This is a genomic window from Pseudomonas frederiksbergensis (assembly GCF_001874645.1).
GTDB lineage: Bacteria > Pseudomonadota > Gammaproteobacteria > Pseudomonadales > Pseudomonadaceae > Aquipseudomonas > Aquipseudomonas frederiksbergensis_B.
On the sequence record NZ_CP017886.1, the window covers coordinates 5,026,962 to 5,040,432 of the forward strand.

General features: G+C 52.8%; 18 protein-coding genes and 2 pseudogenes. 14 read left to right on the top strand and 6 right to left on the bottom strand.

Annotated elements, in window-relative coordinates; all coding sequences use genetic code 11:
* Nucleotides 1–48 precede the first annotated feature (48 nt).
* From BLL42_RS24180 to BLL42_RS30265, 11 genes and pseudogenes are all read left to right on the top strand, one after another.
* Nucleotides 49–1,671, top strand: a complete 1,623-nt coding sequence (locus BLL42_RS24180; RefSeq protein ID WP_408004008.1) for a TnsB C-terminal domain-containing protein — start codon at nt 49–51, stop codon at nt 1,669–1,671.
* A complete protein-coding gene (locus BLL42_RS24185; RefSeq protein ID WP_071554867.1) occupies nt 1,671–2,852 on the top strand; it encodes an ExeA family protein in 1,182 nt (393 codons plus the stop codon). Before BLL42_RS24180 ends, BLL42_RS24185 begins: the two co-directional genes overlap by 1 nt.
* Before the next feature lie 43 nt (nt 2,853–2,895).
* Nucleotides 2,896–3,171: a hypothetical protein gene (locus tag BLL42_RS24190; RefSeq protein ID WP_236721930.1), complete on the top strand. Its 276-nt coding sequence runs from the start codon at nt 2,896–2,898 to the stop codon at nt 3,169–3,171.
* Nucleotides 3,168–3,452, top strand: coding sequence for a hypothetical protein (locus BLL42_RS24195; protein ID WP_071554871.1), 285 nt, complete (start codon nt 3,168–3,170; stop codon nt 3,450–3,452). Before BLL42_RS24190 ends, BLL42_RS24195 begins: the two co-directional genes overlap by 4 nt.
* An 84-nt stretch (nt 3,453–3,536) precedes the next feature.
* Nucleotides 3,537–4,154 carry a DUF3164 family protein gene (locus tag BLL42_RS24200; protein ID WP_071554873.1) on the top strand — a complete coding sequence of 206 codons (618 nt, stop codon included), beginning with the start codon at nt 3,537–3,539 and terminating at the stop codon, nt 4,152–4,154.
* Nucleotide 4,155: 1 nt separating this feature from the next.
* Nucleotides 4,156–4,845: a DUF2786 domain-containing protein gene (locus BLL42_RS24205; RefSeq protein WP_071554875.1), complete on the top strand. Its 690-nt coding sequence runs from the start codon at nt 4,156–4,158 to the stop codon at nt 4,843–4,845.
* Between the two features lies 1 nt (nt 4,846).
* Nucleotides 4,847–5,065 carry a hypothetical protein gene (locus BLL42_RS24210; RefSeq protein WP_071554877.1) on the top strand — a complete coding sequence of 73 codons (219 nt, stop codon included), beginning with the start codon at nt 4,847–4,849 and terminating at the stop codon, nt 5,063–5,065.
* Nucleotides 5,066–5,099: 34 nt separating this feature from the next.
* Nucleotides 5,100–5,540 (top strand): gp16 family protein, encoded by a 441-nt coding sequence (locus BLL42_RS24215; RefSeq protein WP_071554879.1) that lies wholly within the window; start codon nt 5,100–5,102, stop codon nt 5,538–5,540.
* Nucleotides 5,537–5,890: a Mor transcription activator family protein gene (locus tag BLL42_RS24220; RefSeq protein WP_071554881.1), complete on the top strand. Its 354-nt coding sequence runs from the start codon at nt 5,537–5,539 to the stop codon at nt 5,888–5,890. Before BLL42_RS24215 ends, BLL42_RS24220 begins: the two co-directional genes overlap by 4 nt.
* Before the next feature lie 183 nt (nt 5,891–6,073).
* Nucleotides 6,074–6,196 (top strand): annotated as a pseudogene (locus BLL42_RS29805) (cupin domain-containing protein); the annotation flags it as partial.
* Nucleotides 6,197–6,233: 37 nt separating this feature from the next.
* Nucleotides 6,234–6,710: a hypothetical protein gene (locus BLL42_RS30265; protein WP_071554883.1), complete on the top strand. Its 477-nt coding sequence runs from the start codon at nt 6,234–6,236 to the stop codon at nt 6,708–6,710.
* Nucleotides 6,711–6,728: 18 nt separating this feature from the next.
* On the opposite strand, the gene BLL42_RS24230 is transcribed toward BLL42_RS30265, so the two are convergent.
* The 3 genes from BLL42_RS24230 to BLL42_RS24245 all read right to left on the bottom strand — a co-directional run bounded on the left by BLL42_RS24230 (nt 6,729) and on the right by BLL42_RS24245 (nt 9,534).
* Entirely contained in the window at nt 6,729–7,433 is a 705-nt protein-coding gene (locus BLL42_RS24230; RefSeq protein WP_071554885.1) for a DUF4225 domain-containing protein, read from the bottom strand.
* Entirely contained in the window at nt 7,426–7,926 is a 501-nt protein-coding gene (locus BLL42_RS24235; RefSeq protein WP_071554886.1) for an Hcp family type VI secretion system effector, read from the bottom strand. The genes BLL42_RS24230 and BLL42_RS24235 overlap by 8 nt, the downstream gene beginning before the upstream one ends.
* Nucleotides 7,927–8,148: 222 nt before the next feature.
* Nucleotides 8,149–9,534: an IS4 family transposase gene (locus BLL42_RS24245; protein ID WP_071551365.1), complete on the bottom strand. Its 1,386-nt coding sequence runs from the start codon at nt 9,532–9,534 to the stop codon at nt 8,149–8,151.
* Nucleotides 9,535–9,672: 138 nt separating this feature from the next.
* Between BLL42_RS24245 and BLL42_RS24250 the strand changes: the two are divergent.
* Nucleotides 9,673–9,831: pseudogene (locus BLL42_RS24250) on the top strand (cupin domain-containing protein); the annotation flags it as partial.
* Between the two features lie 332 nt (nt 9,832–10,163).
* Nucleotides 10,164–10,586, top strand: coding sequence for a hypothetical protein (locus BLL42_RS24255; protein ID WP_071554892.1), 423 nt, complete (start codon nt 10,164–10,166; stop codon nt 10,584–10,586).
* 1 nt (nt 10,587) lies between these two features.
* Here the strand turns inward: BLL42_RS24255 and BLL42_RS24260 are convergent, their stop codons facing one another.
* The 3 genes from BLL42_RS24260 to BLL42_RS24270 all read right to left on the bottom strand — a co-directional run bounded on the left by BLL42_RS24260 (nt 10,588) and on the right by BLL42_RS24270 (nt 12,410).
* Nucleotides 10,588–11,292 carry a DUF4225 domain-containing protein gene (locus BLL42_RS24260; protein ID WP_071554894.1) on the bottom strand — a complete coding sequence of 235 codons (705 nt, stop codon included), beginning with the start codon at nt 11,290–11,292 and terminating at the stop codon, nt 10,588–10,590.
* Nucleotides 11,285–11,785 carry an Hcp family type VI secretion system effector gene (locus BLL42_RS24265; protein WP_071554897.1) on the bottom strand — a complete coding sequence of 167 codons (501 nt, stop codon included), beginning with the start codon at nt 11,783–11,785 and terminating at the stop codon, nt 11,285–11,287. The genes BLL42_RS24260 and BLL42_RS24265 overlap by 8 nt, the downstream gene beginning before the upstream one ends.
* Nucleotides 11,786–12,116: 331 nt before the next feature.
* Entirely contained in the window at nt 12,117–12,410 is a 294-nt protein-coding gene (locus BLL42_RS24270) for a fructose-bisphosphate aldolase (RefSeq protein WP_071554899.1), read from the bottom strand.
* 628 nt (nt 12,411–13,038) lie between these two features.
* On the opposite strand from BLL42_RS24270, the gene BLL42_RS24275 reads away from it, so the two are divergent.
* Nucleotides 13,039–13,461 carry an HD domain-containing protein gene (locus tag BLL42_RS24275; RefSeq protein ID WP_071554901.1) on the top strand — a complete coding sequence of 141 codons (423 nt, stop codon included), beginning with the start codon at nt 13,039–13,041 and terminating at the stop codon, nt 13,459–13,461.
* The last annotated feature ends 10 nt before the right edge of the window (nt 13,462–13,471 follow it).

Here is a 13,471-nt window from a genome sequence, read left to right on the forward strand (position 1 = left end):
CTGGGGATCTCACTCCAAACCCTACAGCGCAAGCTGAAGGAGGTCTCAGTGACCAAACCTCGTAAACGTCGCAGCGATGCCGGGTGCAGTGCTTTGCCCCTGGAAGAGGCGCAGCTGATTTCAGCGGTGCTGCTGGAGTCGATCCGCGCCAACAACAAACAGCTGTCCACCATCGAGCGGGCTGTCGAGCGCCTGCGCAGCAACAACTTGATCTTCGCCGGTCGTGTCGATGAGGCCACGGGGGTGTTTCAGCCGTTGAGTAATGGTGCGATCAGCCGCGCTTTGCGCAGCTACAAGCTGCATCCGGAACAGCTGCTGCACGATGCACCGGCTGTCTCACTGGCCAGCAAGCACCCGAACCATGTGTGGCAGGTCGATGCCTCGATCTCGACGCAGTTCTACCTCGCCGATGACGGCGCACGGGTGATGAACAAGGCCGAGTTCTACGACGGCAAGCCTGCCAACCTGAAGAAGATCGAACGCCAACGCCTGTGGCGCTACGTCATCACCGACCACACCAGCGGCACCGTGTACCTGGAGTATGTGCTGGGTGCGGAGTCCGCTGAGAACCTGTGCAACGTGTTGATCAATGCGATGCAGAAACGTCACGAGTCCGACCCGTTTCACGGCGTGCCGTGGATGCTGATGACTGACCCCGGTGCGGCCATGACCAGCGGCATCTTCCGCAACCTGTGCCGCGCCATGTCCATTGACTTGATCATCAACCAGGTCGGTAACGCACGGGCAAAAGGTCAGGTCGAGCAGGCGCACAACATTGTCGAACGCGAGTTTGAGAGTGCATTGAAGTTTCAGGCAGCCGAAAGCCTGGAGCAGATCAACGCGTGGGCAGGCCAGTGGATGCGTTACTACAATGCCACCTCGGTCCATACCCGCACCCGGCGTACCCGATTTGGTGTGTGGCAGCTGATCACGCCCGATCAACTGCGCCTGGCACCGACTATTGAGGTCTGCCGCGAGCTGGCCGTCAGCACACCGGAAGAACGCAAGGTCAGCAACCTGCTGCGGGTGTCATTCCGGGGAGCGCAGTTCGATGTCAGTTCGGTACCGAGTGTGATGGTCGGCGAGAAGCTGTTGATCACCCGCAACTGCTGGCGTGACCAGGATGCCGCCATTGTGGTGTTGATGGGCGAAGACGGGCGCGAGCAGTACCACGTTGTGGAACGGATTGAGATGGATGCGTTCGGTTTTGCCGAGACTTCGGCCACCATTGGCGAACAGTACAAACGTCATGCCGACACACCGGCCCAAGTCTCGCGCAAAGTGCTGGAGCAGCTCGCCACCGGTACCACCAATGAGGAAGACGCGAAGGCCGCACGCAAGGCCAAGACCTTGCCATTCGGTGGCCTGATCGATCCACACAAGCATGTGACCGACACGGTGCTCCCGGCTTACCTGCCACGTCGTGGCACATCGCTGAACGTCAACGCTCCGACCGTAGAGCACGCGCTGCTGACTCATGTCGAGGCCGCGAAGCTGTTGCGTCCGCGTATGACTGACATCTGGTCGGCTGAAACCTTCAGCTGGCTGCAACAGCACTGCCCGGACGGTATCGCCCAGGAACAACTGGACGCCATCGAGGCCGAGTTGAAACGACCTGCCGAAGTTGTACGCACACCGCTCAGCCTCGTGGCAGCGGTTGGAGGTAACTGATGTTGAAGCTCAAGCAAGTACTGCAAGGCGTGGGTCGACCGCAGTCGGCTCTGGCGGAGTCGCTGAACCTCAGCAGCGCCGCTGTTGCTCAACTGCTGAACCACGGCCAGTGGCCGCGCAGCCTGGATAACGAAGAACTGCAGGGACGCATTCGCGTGTTCCTGACCGAAGCGGGCGCCAACGATGCCGATATCGCCAACGCCTTTGAAGAAGTGGATCTGCCGTGTTCGAGCACGGCAGATCCGGCCCAAATGAATGAGCCGTCCGGGGAGGACGAACCTATGTTACTGCCAAAACAAACGTTACTGCCATCGACCCGCAAGGCGTTCAGCCTGTTCCGCGATCCGTTTGAAGAGCTGCAAAGTGCCCAGGACATGTGGGTCAGCCCGGACATTCGTTATGTCCGCGAGACCATGTACCAGACCGCACGCCACGGTGGGTTCCTGGCGGTGGTGGGTGAATCGGGCGCTGGTAAAAGCACTCTGCGTCGGGATCTGATCAACCGCATTATGGAAAGCAACGACCCGGTGGTGGTCATCGAGCCCTATGTTTTGGCGTCCGAAGACAACGATACCAAGGGTAAATCGCTGAAGAGTACCCACATCGCTGAAGCTATGATGGCGGCGGTTGCCCCTCTGGCAAAACCCAAGAGCAGCCCTGAAGCTCGTTTTGCCCAACTGCACAAAGCCCTGAAAGAGTCGCATGCAGCGGGCTACCGGCACTGCCTATTAATAGAAGAGGCGCACAGCCTGCCGATTCCGACCTTGAAGCACCTCAAGCGCATCCTGGAACTGGAGGTCGGCTTCGTCAAACTGGTGAGCATCATCATGATCGGGCAGCCGGAACTCGACGTGAAACTCAGTGAGCGCAACGCTGATGTGCGTGAGGTGGTGCAGCGCTGCGAGCGCGTCACCCTGGCCCCAGTCAACGGCAACCTGCTCAAAGATTTTCTGACCTTTCGCTTCAGCCGTGCGGGCAAACCTCTGTCAGAGGTAATCGATGACAGTGGCATTGAGGCGATTGCTGCACGCCTGTCCCAGCCGAGTCGTCGTGGTGGTCGCGAGGAAACGGTATCGATGCTGTATCCGTTGGCCATCGGCAACTTGATGAATGCCGCACTGAACATGGCCGCTGAGCTTGGCGTGCCTTTGATCAACGCCGACGTTGTGAAGGGGGTGTGAGATGGCGTCTTTGTACCTGAGAGGTGTGCAAACGGTTCCGTGCATGAGCATCTTCGCAGAAGAGTTCCTGCCGAAGATCTCCAGTTTCAACAGCCTGACCCGCGATCTGCGTAAGGCCGGTATCGAGATCAAGCACCTGGTGTTTCTCGACAATAAGATTTTTATCGAGTCGAGCAGTGTTCGCCAGCTGCATCGCGAATTTGGCGATGAACTGCGCGGAATCCGCTACAGCACAGAAGGTCGGGTCACCCGTAACACCGTGACGGTTCGTGGTGTTGATGTGACATGGCTTTCCCAGGTGAAGGAGCAGGACCAATGAGCGAAGTCATCGTTCACGCATGCTCGACCCTCTGCAACCCGGACCTTCTCAGCGAGCAACAGGTTCGAGCTGAGCTGAAACGGGCCAACGATGAGCTGTTCGGTAAGGACCTGAAAATCATTGAACTGAAAGAGCAGGTCCACGCACTCAACGCGACTTTGGTGAAACTCGCCAAGCTGCAGCTCGCTGGTAACTACAGAGACATCTATAGCGAGATGCAGCGCCTCGCAGTTCACTACCAAGAACAGACAGCAGCTCATTCTGCAAGGCAGGCTCACTGATGAAACAGGCCCTAATTACTGCAGTCGCCGCCATGCGGGATGCGGTTGCGCAACAGCTGCAGGCTCTTATAAAGGAAGAAACCCATGACTGATATCACCATCCCTGCGGGTTTCGTCCGCAATGCCGTTGGCCACCTGGTACCGGAAGCTCAGGTCCGTGAGCAGGACAAACTGCGTGACCAGGTTGCCCGTGAACTGGCGGCTGAAGCCATCCCGTTGCACGCGGCACTGAAGCGTTTCAAAGCCAAGGCCCTGAGTGACATCGCCGATCTGGTCAGCATCTCGGGAGAGCGTTATGGCGTTCAAATGGGCGGCAAAAAGGGCAACGTCACCATCACCAGCTATGACGGGCAGTTCAAGATCGTGCGCTCGTACGCGGATCGCGTGACCTTCACCGAGGAAATGGAAGTGGCGAAGGTCATGGTTTACGACTGCATCAAGGCCTGGAGCAAAGGTGCGGACAACCATCTGTTGGCCATCGTGGATCGGGTGTTCAGCCCGAACCGTAACGGCCAGATCAAAACCACTGACGTTCTCGATCTACTACGCCTGGAGATCAATGACGACCAGTGGAAGCTGGCCATGCAGGCGGTCAAGGATTCTATTCTGATCTCCGGCAGTGCCGTGTATGTCCGGGTGTATGAGCGGATCGGTGAGTCGGACAACTACAAAGCCATTCCTCTCGATCTGGCGGCGGTGTGACATGGACAACAACCGCACGCTCGAAAAGATCAAAAAGTGCCTGGAGATGGCCAAGTCCAAAACCAGCAATCCGCATGAAGCCGAAATCGCGCTACGCCAGGCACAAAACCTCATGGAATTGTACAACCTGGAAGTCGGTGACGTGCTGGCCAGCATGGCTAGCGAGCATCCAATCCTTGCAGGTTCGGAAGGCATGCCCCCGGTTTGGCGTGTCCGCCTTGCGCAGGTATGTGCCGACGCGTTTGGCACGCGAATCATTATTTCCAATCGCCTATACAGTGCTGCTCGTTTCATTTTTGTCGGTTGCTCAGCCGCTCCAGAGTTAGCTGGATATGCCTACCAGGTGCTGGTGCGCCAGCTGCAGAAGGCTCGCCGCGAGTACCTGGACACGCAGAAGCGTTGCAAGCGCTCGACCAAGGTCGCCCGAGGTGACGCTTTCGCCAATGGCTGGCTTGATGCGGTAAGCCGCAAAGTCGAGTCCTTTGCTGGTGTTGAAGACAACATTGCCGAGGCCGTAGAGGCTTACATGCAAAAGCACTACCCCGACCTTGAGAGCGCGGACCTTAAACGCCGCAAGCTCAAAGTACGTGACGAACGTGCTGCCGATGCTGGCTATGAAGCGGGCAAGTCCGCTCAGCTGCACCAGGCGGTGAGTCATCAGCCGCGTGCGTTGCTGACAATGGGGGTTTGATATGAGCACCGAAAATCAATACGACACCCTGGTGGTGGAAGGCATGGGTAATACCATTCCTCAGGAGATCGGCGGACTTCGTGTCGCGGCTTGGCATCGTGGTCATGCATTGGACGCAAAGTGTGAGCTGGAGGACTTCATTCGCAAGCTCTCCTATGGTGACTTTGAAGATCCTGAGCAGGCTGCAGTGGACCTGATGGAGCGTATGAATTGGGCATAAGTGGATTTGACGTTTTGTACACTGGAGGTGCTCAGTGATCAGCGCGCCGTCCAACCCAAACCGGCTGCGCTATATCAAGCTGATCCACGTTGCTCGGCGTGAGCTGGGCATGGATGACGACACCTATCGCCTGATGCTGTCTGGCATGAAGGGTTTGGGTGGTGCGACCTCTACAGCTGATTTGAGCCTTGCCAACCTGCTCAAGGTTTTGGAACAGCTCAAACTGCTAGGCTTCAAAGTACGTCCTAACAAAGCTCAAAAAAGACCGCTGGCTGATGACGTACAATCCAAAAAAATCCGGTCGCTGTGGCTGTCCTTGCATGACCTGGGCGCAGTACGTGATCCATCCGAGGAGGCCTTGGCCAAGTTCGTATCGAGCATGACCAAAGTCTCCGCGCTGCAGTGGCTTACTACCGCCCAGGCCAGTCGGGTGATTGAAAACCTGAAACAGTGGATGGGGAGAGTCCAATCATGAGCACAATTCGAGGCACTGACCTTTTAAGCGAGACCATCGAGCCGATGGCCAAGGTCATTCAGGAGAGCCTCGGCGTCAGTGCCGATCTGGCTGAAGCGACCAGCGTGGAAATTACCACGCTGTTTGCACATCTGTGGGGCGGTCAGGTTGTGTACGTTCCCAAGGGGGTCTGCATTCAGGCCTCCAGGCTGCACCAGAAAATCTACGACGACTTCACCGGTCGCAACCACCACGAGGTTGCGACCAAACATGGCGTTTCCGTTCAGCAGGTTTATCGAGTGGTTAAACGTATGCGCCTGGCTATCATCGCTCGCAATCAGCGAGACCTCTTTGTCCCAGATGAGGAGTAAGGGGCAGGACAACGACGCCTCGTCAGAGGTATGCTGAGCCCCGGTCAAGGACGATTGATCGGGGTCTTTTCAAATTGCACTGGTTGCAACTCTATTACAGAACTCCGCTCACTATGGACCACCATGTCCCGGAGTATCTCGGGTTTACCTCACACCCCCTCTGGTATTTATCTCAGTCCTAAACAGATTAGTGAGCTGAATGCTGGGGCTGGGTATTACTTTCCGACGACGCTGACGCATCGGTTTCGGAATATTGGGCAGGATGAGGCGGAGATTATTAGTGCGAATACGCCGGCGAATTTTTAATTAAGCAGATGTTTCAGTGCTTCCAACGATCTGATGCATGGCTATAATGTTTTCAAATATTGTAGCCGTGATGGATCATGTATTTATGAATTTTAGAAATGCTCGCTATTATATTTGGGTGTGCTCTCTTATCTTGGGTTCTGCCGGGTTTTATACCGTAATAATTGTTGGTGGAGTAAGGCAGGTGATACCCTTGGAGGGTGGTTATTTGCGAGCTGCCTACATTGCCACGTATGTGGCTATTAGTTTCTTTGGGTTGCGTTTTTATATCCCTAGGCTGCGTAATGTGTGGCTTGGCGGGATGATGGATGAAAAGTATATTAGTTTGCGTGGTTCTTGGGTTGGTATTGTCATTGGAGCTGTGACTGGGACCATAATTTTTATGCCTCAGGTCAAGAAGATTGAGTTTTTAGATGGTGCGCCTTATTTGTTGGGTGTAGCAGTTGTGTTTCTTGTTTTTACGTTAATTCTGGTTTTCTTGAGTTTTTATACTGGGCGGTCACGGCGTAGGTGATGATTGGATTTTTCGCGCTCATGGTTTCTTGTTTTCAATTGTTATGTTGTTCTCGTTTATCATTGTTTTGATTGTGATGGCGTCGACTAATGCTTCGAAAGCTAAAGTGAGCCTCCCCATTTGTTTGTAGGCCATTTCATAGTTGATAGGGTCGTGGTTGAATAACTGTATCGAATCGGGCTTTCGAACAAGCTTTGATAAACCGTTTATAGATAAGTACACGTCCACGGAGTAGTAGGCCATATTACCCTCGTAAATGCTTCCAAGCCGGTTCTGATAAAGCTTTCGAACAGGTCCAACCACCCCGGGTGCGCCAGGGCCATTGTAGATATTGCCTGCGCCTTCATAGATGTTATTGAATCCATGCGCGATTAAAGGTAATCCAGGTATTACGGCCAAACCTCTTGTGCTCCCTAAAACGGTGGCGCCAGCCTCCATCTGCATGGCCCCCGCCAGCATCCCTGCGCCGTTTTGAACATAAAAAAGCGCCTTGGACGATAACTCAGCGTATTCCTCTCTGATTTCTTGTATCCCCTGCCAAGCGCTGATGATGCCTTCATCAACAGCTTGGATAATCTCGTTTGCATAAGATGAAACAATCGAACTGAATTGAAGCTGCAAAAAACTATCGTACAGTTGCGTAGCACCGATAGAGCACCCGAACGCAACAAGGTCGGACGCAGCTTTAGTCACGTCGTGAATATCACAGGTGTCATCACTCATCCTCGTTTCCCCAAGTGCTGTAAGCACACGTACCCGCCTGAATGTGCGTCCAACTGATGTCGCGATAACGAATGGATACCAACTCTTGTGGCTGTGCATCGTTCATATGTATGGAATGAGGTACTTGAAGGGTGATATGCGCAATTTTCGCTCCCGTGAGTCGTATTGAATAATATTTATCCTGGCCGCCCGCCGGGGATGTTCGATAAAAGTGGATAGTGCACTCCACCTCTTCGCGCTCATGAAGTGCACTTGCCAGCAACGGTGACGATTTATCGATGTTCTTGGTAATCATGATAGGCAGGTGCTTGCCGCGCCCGCTCGAAATTCCACTGTCATTACCCGTAATCATGTTGTGCGAGTAAGCCAAAATCATGATTTCGTCCTCATGATCAATCTGACATTTGTTGCCGATTGAATTCAATCCGGAGCAGCCGGCGGAAATCAAACCTTGTCGTTTACCGGTGATGCTCATGTAACCATGACTAGCCATACGTGCCACTCCCTTTAGTCAGCTGGTCGCTATATTTCGAGCGTAACAGGTGCTCTATCGGGAGGATTTGGGTTTTTGCTTCTGTGATTCAGAGTCTGAGGAAATTCAGATTTTTCGTACAGCAAATCAAGAAGGTTGGGGCTGAAGATACCTACATGAACATAGGGGAAGTACTTATTAAGTAAAGTGTTCTTCATCAAATAGATCTGTCACGAATGGCACTTACTTAACATGTTTGGCATGCCCACTCTTCCTAACATCCGCCCTTGCTGACCGACGTGGTTTGGTCAGCAAGGGGTAGGCTTGAGGTCTTCGTTTTATGGCTCGCGGCTCGATACGACCAGGTCGGTTTCCAACGCGCCTTTGAGCGATCAGCGTCAGTAAATTTGATAGGCCATCCTCTTCTTCAGGGCTGCCATATTGTCGCAGCGCCAACCATAGCTGAAGGCTGTGTTTGAAGCTCAGTTCGCGAGGTAAGCAGTCTGCTAACAGAGCCGATTGTGCCATGAGCATACGGATCAGATTGTGTGCCAACAGATAGACCCATAACTCCTTGACAGCCATGCCCGGAGTTTTACAGCTCAACTTTCCCAGCCCCAGCGTAGCCTTGAGATTGCGCAGATCCAGTTCGACATGCCAACGCCCTTTGTACAGTGACTTGAGGGCTGACTTGGGTGTTTGTTGTGGACACTGCAACGTGGTCACCAACGTCTTTCCGCCAGCCTTCAGCTCCCGCACTGTCAGTCTTTCAGGCGCCTGTTCGTATTGCGTTTGACTCATCCAGGGGGGTCTTCTTTCGGGCCTTTTCAACTCGATCAGATGGTCTTCCGAGCCGAGACTTTGCCCCAGGCGAAAGTCCGTGCTGCGCCGTCGAGCGCCATATTGTTCGAACACGCCATCGATACCTCTTCGTTGCAACTCGCACAGCAGGAAATAGGTAGCGTAATAAGCGTCGCCCAACAAAATGTCGCCTGTTTTCAGCGTATCGAGCATTGATCTGAGCAGCGTCTGCTCATCGCCGCCCTTGCCTCGGAAACGTCCAAGGGCGGCATCTAAAACGGCACCGCTGGAGAGGCAAACGATGCCGACCACTCGACACAACGGAAAACCAAGACCGACTTTCTGGCCGCGTGACTGCGGATAGGCACCTTGATTGGCAGTCGTATCGGGCATCGAAACCGTTGTCCCGTCGACAAGGCGTACGGGTCGCCCCATCCAGCGCCACGAGGACGGTGCCTGATCACTGATAGACGAACCGGTATGCCGAACCAGCGTGGATACCATTTCCACCGGTAAGCGTTGTCTGGCTTTACAGAAGGCGCCCGTGCGAGTGCTGTTGGGTTTCATGCCGCTACAGGATCGCTTGATGGAGAAATCGTTGACGGCGTTCTGACAGGAGCGATCGGCACTCATCGCTTGAGCCAGAAACATCGAAAGGGTTTCGGTTGGTGGAAACAGGCGCTCTCGATGCTCTGGCAGTGCTGACTCGACGCGCTGTAGCAGCTCGGGAGCCGTGAGGAGGTTGAAAAAAGCATAGGCATCACAGTTCGAAGCATGGCGGCGAAAACGTTGCTGTTGATGCTGGAGAATTTGGCGTCTACGATCCATGAGGGCTGTGTCCTTGGTTTTTGGTGTGTGTTCGCAACTATCACCGTAGACCAAGACCAGCCCTTCTTCATTTTTTGCTTTCAGCTCAAGTGGTTAGCTGCTAAGTAAGTGCCATTCAGATCTGTCACCTTTTGCTTCGTTACGCGGGGGACGGTTGAGTTGACCGTGGATGGGCAGATTAGTGAGCTGAATGCCGGGGATGGGTATTACTTTCCGACGACGCTGCCGCATCGGTTTCGGAATATTGGGGCGGATGAGGCGGTGATTATCAGTGCGAATACGCCGGCGAATTTTTGATGTTGGCGTGATTTGGCTGTGACCTTGGCTTGATCAGCTTTGGTTGATAAAAAAACCGATACCTGTACAGGTATCGGTTTTTTTGGATAAAATTTTTCTATTTTAGAAATTATTTTTTATTAGATCTCCTTTGGAATTCCTTTCACACACGGATTTAGATCGTGTTGTGGTGCGAATTTTGGGAAAAGTACGTAAGACGAAGTTGGTAGTAGTTGTAAGTGGTTTCTGGTAATGGTTTTGGTCGCGGCGGGTCGGTTGATCCACTATGTTAAATGAGGTTATGGTTGACTACGAATTTTTCTGAAAATATGGTGCGGGAGTCATAGTGGCTTATGCGTTTGCGAAAACTCTTTGTTGTCTTGATGTCGGATTCGTTGTCTGTTGTTGTCAGTGCTTTTTATGCGGTATTTCTTGTGAGTTTAATAGAAAGATTAATATCTTTGGAGGGGGTGTATTATAAGTTTGTGCTTGGGGTTGTGTTTCTTATCTTGGTAGTCGTGCATTTTTTTTATTATACTCCAAGCATCATAGCTGTAACGCTTGGTCGTCCTGTAGAGTTTGAAAAGCAATCAGTTGCAGCGTTGTACTTTGGCGTTTTTATCAGCTCTTTGCTCTGCGCTGCGATTGTTATCCAAATGATAGGTGATGTGGTGTCTTTGACGGGGTTGTGTTCCATAATTGTCAATGGGCTTGTCTTTTTTATAATTTTTATTGGCTTGTCTATGTATGTGAAGAAGTTGAATCGTAAGCATTGATTTAGCGAGTAATGTGGTTTTTTCTAAAATTGTTTTCTTCCGCTATGCTGTTGATAGTTATCGCGTCTATCAAGGCTTCAAAAGCCAATGCCAGTTTCCCCATTTGCTTGTAAGCGCGCTCATAATTGATTGCGTCTCGATTGAAAAGCTCTACCGAGTCAGTTTTACGTACTGAGTTTAACAGGCCAAAAGCAGATAGGCTTAAGTCGACAGTGTAATAAGTAATGTTTCCAGTGTGAGTGTCGTTGGCTAAATTTTGATACAGCTTTCGAAAGGGGCCTACAACGGCAGGTGTGCCTGGGCCGTTGTAGATATTTCCTAAGCTTTCATAGATGTTATTGACGCCATGGGCGGAATAAAGCAGGCCCAGAGGGGCTTGTAGGCCTCTTGTGTTTCCGATTTTCGAGGCGCCAGATTGAACTTGCATGGCGCCCGCCAAGACGCCGATGCCATTTTGAGCATAAAATAACGCCTTGGATGATAACTCGGCATACTCTTCTCTGATCTCTTGGATACCTCGCTGCGCACTGATCAAACCTTCATCAACCGCTTGGATAATCTCGTTAGCATAGGATGAAACAATCGAGCTGAATTGAAGCTGCAAAAAACTATCGTACAGTTGCGTAGCGCCGATAGAACACCCGAACGCAACAAGATCGGACGCAGCTTTAGTCACGTCGTGAATGTCACAGGTGTCATCACTCATCCTCGTTTCCCCAAGTGCTATAAGCACACGTACCGGCCTGAATATGCGTCCAACTGATGTCGCGATAACGAATGGATACTAACTCTTGTGGCTGTGCATCGTTCATATGTATGGAGTGAGGTACTTGAAGGGTGATATGCGAAACTTTCGCCCCCGTGAGTCGTATTGAATAATATTTATCCTGGCCGCCCGCCGGGGATGTTCGATAGAAGTGGATAGTGCACTCCACCTCTTCGCGCTCATGAAGTGCACTTGCCAGCAACGGTGACGATTTATCGATGTTCTTGGTAATCATGATAGGCAGGTGCTTGCCGCGCCCGCCCGAAACTCCACCGTCATTACCCGTAATCATGTTGTGCGAGTAAGCCAAAATCATGATTTCGTCCTCGTGATCAATCTGACATTTGTTGCCGATTGAGTTCAATCCGGAGCAACCGGCGGAAATCAAACCTTGGCGTTTACCGGTAATGCTCATGTAACCGTGATTAGCCATACGTGCCACTCCCTTTAGTCAGCTGATCGCTATATTTCGAGCGTAACAGGTGCTCTATCGGGAGGATTTGGGTTTTTGCTTCTGTGATTCAGAGTCTGAGGAAATTCAGATTTTTCGTACAGCAAATCAAGAAGGTTGGGGCTGAAGATACCTACATGCACATAGGGAAAGTACTTATTCAGTAAAGTGTTCTTCATCAAATAGATCTGTCACCTTTTGCTCGCAAATAATTGATCCCGGCCCGCAGGTCGCAAAAAAAAGCGAAGAAGGACGCAATACGAGCAGGCAACAAAACCCGCAGCAATGCGGGTTTTTTACGACTGAAATGTGCTCACAACCCCTTGGGCGTATCAAACCCACGCTGCTCAATCACCCCAAACACATCAGCAATATCCTGGACCATGATCCGAGCAATGTTGGTGACGGTGTTGATGTCGTTTTCGGCGTAGTCGGGGAGGCTGGTGCAGGCCATGAGGTTGAGGTATTTGAGGACGGCGTTGAGGCGTTCGCTGACGCAGTTGTGGAGTTCGCGGAGTGGGGCGTCGTTGTCGATGTGCAGGACGGGGGAGTCGGTGGCGAATTGGGACATGGGGGTGAAGCGGTGGGGCGGGTGTTGAGTTGTCATGGTGTTAATCCTCACAAAAGAAGAATTGCCACCTTGTCTGCTGCGAAACAAATTGGGTGGCAGCTGTACGCGGGTTCGCAGACCGGAGGATTAACACCAAGACCCGGCAGACCCGAAGGTCTCCCACGCACAACCGCCATAAAACGATACGCAGCCGGGAGCCGGCCGAGCCTGACGGAACAAGGTGTCAATCTTAAGGGCTGCGAAACCCTATCGCCAACGAATGTCAGCGACAGACCAACTTTAGGCGTCGACTTTAGTGACTGCAACCGGGGTGTAGGACGCTGCGCGGTCATTGTGGCGAGGTGGTTTGTCCATGTTCAGCGGTGTATTTGCCGTAAATCGGGCGCTGCGGAGTGTCTGAGGAAATTGGGAGGTAGGGCTTGGGGCTGCTTCGCAACCCAGCGGGAGCAAGCTCCCTCGCCACGGTGGGTGGATTCCTACAAGAGTTTCGGAGCTGAAGATCAAAAGATCGCAGCCTGCGGCAGCTCCTACGTCGATCGGGTGGGTGCTTGGATTTGGGACGGATTGCAACGTTCTATCGTTCAGTGGAAGTCCGTCGCGGGTTGGCTCAAGCTCGACATCAACGTGACCAACCGCTACGGCTTTCAAGCCAGGGAAAACCGAGATGACTCAAACACTGGAACGTGCCATCGCTATCGCTGCTGGCGCTCATGAAGGGCAGGTCGACAAGGGCGGTTCGCCGTACATCCTGCACCCGCTGAAAGTGATGCTGAAGGTCAGTACGCTGGAAGAACGGATCGTGGCGGTTCTGCATGACGTGGTCGAGGACTCAGGCATCAGCCTCGATGATCTGCGTAAAGAAGGCTTCAGTGAAACGGTGCTGGCGGCCATTGAGTCGGTCACCAAGCTGCCGGGAGAGTCCTACGAACTGTTCGTCGAACGAGCGGCGCAGAACCCGATAGGCCGGGTGGTCAAGCTGGCTGACCTTGAAGAGAACAGCGACCTGTCCCGAATTGCACAGCCGTCCTGGGAAGATCTGGAGCGAATTGAAAAGTATCGGCGGGCGATTGGCAGACTGCGTTCGTAGTGAGCCAACT